The following is a 4,515-nucleotide window of genomic DNA, read 5'->3' as shown; positions in this document are numbered from 1 at the left end:
TTTGTAGTGCTAAGCACTAGTTCCGTAGAACTTGGCACTCGCCATCAAACGCCCACGCTTATCGGCTGTATGTTTTTAAGGATCCTTGTAGAACGAAGCCAAGAACCGAAGCTCTTTTTTTCTTCCTTCTACCGACTTAGCTGCAATCAGCTGAGCCTTGAATTCTAGCACGATTTTTTAAGTTTCGTCAAACTTTTTGGAAGTTTTTGAAACCGCTCAGCGCTTTCAACCACCCCAACGCACTCCCAAGATCAACCGCCTTTTCAGCAACCCGCTCTTGTCAGCGCAGCCTTAGATTGTATACCGAGAAATCGGTGACTTTTCCAAAACTTCGAAGTTTTTGCAAACTTCCTTCTTCATCTGCCCAGACTTCCAAAAGAAGGACCTCCGTGCAGCGAAGCCCTCTACTATAGCACCACTTAGATGGCCAAGCAGGGAAACCCCAGGGAATTTGCAGCAAATCCTTCCATGCCCCTGGAGGCATGCGCCCTCCTCTATGTAGGGCTATGTCGCCGCCCCAGGGCGCGCCGCAAAGTCCCCCGGCGTGAGCCCGTGGCGTTGCAGCTTGTCGTACACCGTCTTGCGCGGCATCTGCAGCATCTCGGCGGCGCGGGCCACATTGCCCTGGGTCAGGCGCAGCGTGTCGCGCAGCAGCTTGCGCTCGAAGGCATCCACACGCGCCGCCAATGAGGGCGCCGCCGCATCGCCCTGTCCCAGCGGCTCCATGGGCAGCCCCAGGCACAGGCGCTCGGCCGCATTGCGCAGCTCGCGCACATTGCCGGGCCAGTCGTGGGCCAGCCAGGCGGCCAGGTCGCGGTCGGTCCAGGCGGGCGCCGGACGGCCATGGCGCGCCGCGGCCTGGGCGATGAAGTGGGCCATGAGCACGGGGATGTCCTGCGGCCGCTCGCGCAGCGGCGGCAGGGCAATGCTGGCCACATGCAGGCGGTAGTACAGGTCGGCGCGGAACCGGCCCTCTGCGGCCAAGGCCTTGAGGTCCACCTTGGAGGCTGCCACCACGCGGCAGGTGATGGGCAGGCTCTGGTTGCTGCCCAGGCGCTCCAGCTCGCGCTCCTGCAGCACGCGCAGCAGGCGCATCTGCAGGGGCTGCGGCATGGATTCGATCTCGTCGAGCAGCAGCGTGCCCTGGTTGGCATGCTCGATCTTGCCGATGCGCCGGCGCGTGGCACCGGTGAAGGCGCCGGGCTCGTGGCCAAAGAGTTCGCTTTCGATGATGCTCTCGGGCAGCGCACCGCAGTTGATGGCCACGAAGGGGCCGCTGCGCCCGCTGGCCGCATGCAGGGCCCGCGCCACCACCTCCTTGCCGGCGCCGGTCTCGCCATTGAGCAGCACGTCCACGCTCAGCGGTGCCAGCGCAGCCACCAGGCGGCGCACCTCGGCCATGCCGGGCGATGGGCCGATCAGCGCGGCCAGGGCGTCCCGCGGGTTGCGCTCGCGCAGCTGGCGCACCTCTTCGGCCAGGGCCCGGCGCTCGAGCGCGCGCCGCACGGTGGCCACCAGGTGCTCGGAGGAAAAAGGCTTTTCGATGAAGTCGTAGGCACCGTCGCGCATGGCGTCCACGGCGAGCGCCACATCGCCATGGCCGGTGACCAGCACCACGGGCAGGTCGGCATCCTGCGCACGCAGGGTGCGCATCAGCTCCATGCCGCCCATGCCGGGCATCTGGATGTCGGTGACGAGCACGGCGGGCCGGTCCTGTCCGAAGGCATCGAGCGCCGCCTGTGCACTGGCGAAGGCGCGCACCTCGATGTCGGCCAGCGACAGGGCCTGCGCATAGGCACGCCGCACCATGGCGTCGTCCTCGACGAGGTAGACGACGGTCGGGTTGCCGCCTGGAGAAGGGGTCATGGAATGTCCTGTATCGCTGGGGTGGCGGCCGGGCCCGGCACCCCGGGTATGCCCGGCAGGCCCACGGTGAACTCGGCCCCGCCTTGCGGCAGGTTGGCCGCCACCAGGCTGCCCCCCATGCCTTCGACGATGATGCGCGAAACGGCCAGCCCCAGGCCCAGCCCTTCGCCGGCCTTGGTGGTGTAGAAGGGCTCGAACAGGTGGGTCTGCACCTCCGGGTCCATGCCGCGGCCGGTATCGGCCACGCGCAGCAGCACGCGCCCGTCGGCCTGCACTTCGGCGGCAAAGCGCACCTCGCGCACGGCCTGGTGCTGCACGGCATCGAGCCCATTGCGCAGCAGGTTCACCAGCACCTGCTCGAGCCGCGTGGCATCGGCCAGCACGCACAGCGCTTCGTCGAAGGCACCCACCACGATCTGGGCATCCACCGCCTGGCAGCGAGGGGCCAGCAGCAGCAGCGCGTGGTCCAGGGCCTCGCGCACGCTGCAGGGGTGCAGGGCCGGCGGCTCCTTGCGTGCAAAGCTCTTGAGCTGGCGCACGATGCGGCCCATGCGCTCGGCCAGCTGGCCGATGAGGCGCAGGTTCTCGGCCACCTCCTCTCCACGCTGGCGCTGGTGCAGGGCGATGGCGTTGTCCGACAGGGTCTGCAGGGCAGCCAGGGGCTGGTTGAGCTCATGGCTCATGCCGGCCGCCATCTGGCCCAGCACAGCCAGCTTGCCGGCCTGCACCGCCGTGTCGCGCATGCCGCGCACGATCTGCTCGGCCTGCTGCAGCGCGTGCACGCGCTCTTCGAGGGCGGTGTTCGCGGCGGTGATCTCGCGCGTGCGCTGGGCGATCTGTGCCTCCAGCGTGCCATGCGCCTCGCGCAGCCGCTGGTCGCTGGCGGCGCGCTCGGCGCGGCCCTGGCGGTCGAGCCGGCGCAGCAGGGCCAACCCCAGCACCAGCGCGGCACACAGGCCGCCGGCCAGGCCGGCGACCAGCGCCTCCTGCCGGGCCGGACGCTGGTCGGCCAGCAGCAGCATCTGCCAGCCCAGCGGGCCCACCGTGCGCGCCGCCACGCTGAAGTCGCGCTGCTGGCCCGCCTGCTGCAGGCGCAGGGTGTCGCCATCGACCGGCCGCGGGCCCTGGCCCTGCAAGGGGGCCAGCGGGTAGTTGCCATATTGCTGCACGCCCTGCAGGCGGCTGCGCACCTGTGCCGGGATCGGGGCCAGCGTGCGGTAGCGCCAGGCGGGATCGGTGCTCACGAAGACCACGCCTTCGGTGTCCGCCAGCAGCACGGTGTCGCCGCCCTCGGCCAGCGCGGCCTCGAAGGCATCGAGCGAGATCTTGACCGCCACCACACCGGGCGCGGGGGCTTCGGGCGGCAGCGCCGAGGCCATGAAGTAGCCCGCCCGGCCGGTCGTCACCCCCACGCCGAAGAAGCGGCCGACCTGCCCCTGCATGGCCGCCTCGAAGTACGGGCGAAAACGGTAGTTCTGGCCCACGAAGCTGCTCGGCAGATTCCAGTTGCTGGCCGCCAGCGTGAGGCCCTCGGTGTTCATGACGTAGGCCGTGTCCACGCCCGCCAGCGCCACGGCCGAGGCCAGGTAGGCGTTGGCAGCCTGCAGGTTCTGCGCCGTGGGCTGCTGCAGGGCCAGGTTGGTGCGGCTGTTGAGCGCCAGCAGCGCGGGCAGCGCCTCGTTGCGCTGCAGGAGCGACTCCAGGCTCTGGGCGGCAAAGGCCAGGCGCTGGCTGGCGGTGCGCTGCTGCGCCGCCAGCTGGGCATCGAGCGACCAGCGGTAGGCCAGCGCGCCCGCGAACACGCAGGCCAGCAGCGCGATGCCGGAGCCGAGAAGGGAACGGGTGGGTTTCAAGCGGCGAGGGGAAAAGGGTTCAGGAGCACGGCCGCCACACCGTGCGGACAGGCCGCATTGTGCGCGGCCGCCGGCATGCGGCCAGCGGGGCTATTTCGCTTGACAGGGCCGCTTGTCTGGAAATCCGCACAAAACGCCGGTGGGCGTGTGGAAATCCGCCGCTTTTTGCGGCATCGGGGCGACTGCTGCACCAGGCCTCTTGCGTGTGCAAACCCAGGGCCGGCGCGGCCTGCCGGACGGCCAGGGGCGCTTGCCGCAGCCCTGGCACGCAAGCTGCAAAACGCCAGGGCGAGCGGCGCAGCCAGCGCAGCTCGGCTCTTCACACACCACAACCTGTCCGGAGACGACACATGACGAAAACCCCTTCCTTCAAGCTCTGCAGCGCCGTGGCCATCGCCACCGGCCTGCTCGCCGGCGCTGCGTCCGCACTGGCCCAGGACTACCCCAACAAGCCCGTGCGCCTGATCGTGCCCTTCGCCCCCGGCGGCACCACCGACATCGTGGCCCGCGTGGTCAGCCAGTCGCTGGGCACGGCCCTGGGCCAGCCCGTGGTGGTGGACAACAAGGCCGGCGCCGGCGGCGTGGTGGGCGCGACCGAGATCGCGCGCGCCCCGGCCGATGGCTACACCCTGGGCGTGGCCACGGTGTCCAGCGTGGCCTCGGCCCCGGCCATCAACCCGGCCGTCAAGTACAACCCGCTCACGGACTTCACCTCCATCGTCAACATGGCGGCCACGCCGAATGTGCTGGCCGTGCACCCGAGCTTCGTGGCCAAGGACTTCAAGGGCTTCATGGC

General features: G+C 69.1%; 3 protein-coding genes. 1 reads left to right on the top strand and 2 read right to left on the bottom strand.

Translation table 11 applies throughout. The features are described 5' to 3' along the window. Positions 1–504: 504 nt before the first annotated feature. Positions 505–1,866: a sigma-54-dependent transcriptional regulator gene (locus tag ACK59X_RS11410; protein WP_409957433.1), complete on the bottom strand. Its 1,362-nt coding sequence runs from the start codon at positions 1,864–1,866 to the stop codon at positions 505–507. Beyond that, positions 1,863–3,719 (bottom strand): ATP-binding protein, encoded by a 1,857-nt coding sequence (locus tag ACK59X_RS11405; RefSeq protein WP_409957432.1) that lies wholly within the window; start codon positions 3,717–3,719, stop codon positions 1,863–1,865. Before ACK59X_RS11405 ends, ACK59X_RS11410 begins: the two co-directional genes overlap by 4 nt. A gap of 350 nt (positions 3,720–4,069) precedes the next feature. Here ACK59X_RS11405 and ACK59X_RS11400 point away from each other — a divergent pair. Then, positions 4,070–4,515 (top strand): tripartite tricarboxylate transporter substrate-binding protein (locus tag ACK59X_RS11400; RefSeq protein ID WP_409957431.1); only part of this gene is annotated, 446 nt, incomplete at its 3' end.

Source organism: Acidovorax sp., assembly GCF_046339755.1.
GTDB lineage: Bacteria > Pseudomonadota > Gammaproteobacteria > Burkholderiales > Burkholderiaceae_C > Acidovorax.
This window is presented reverse-complemented; position numbering and strand designations above follow the sequence as displayed.

Bases quoted from the DNA above. Each gene is read 5' to 3' on its own strand.
- ACK59X_RS11410 (WP_409957433.1), bottom strand. From the start codon at position 1,866: ATGACCCCTTCTCCAGGCGGCAACCCGACCGTCGTCTACCTCGTCGAG.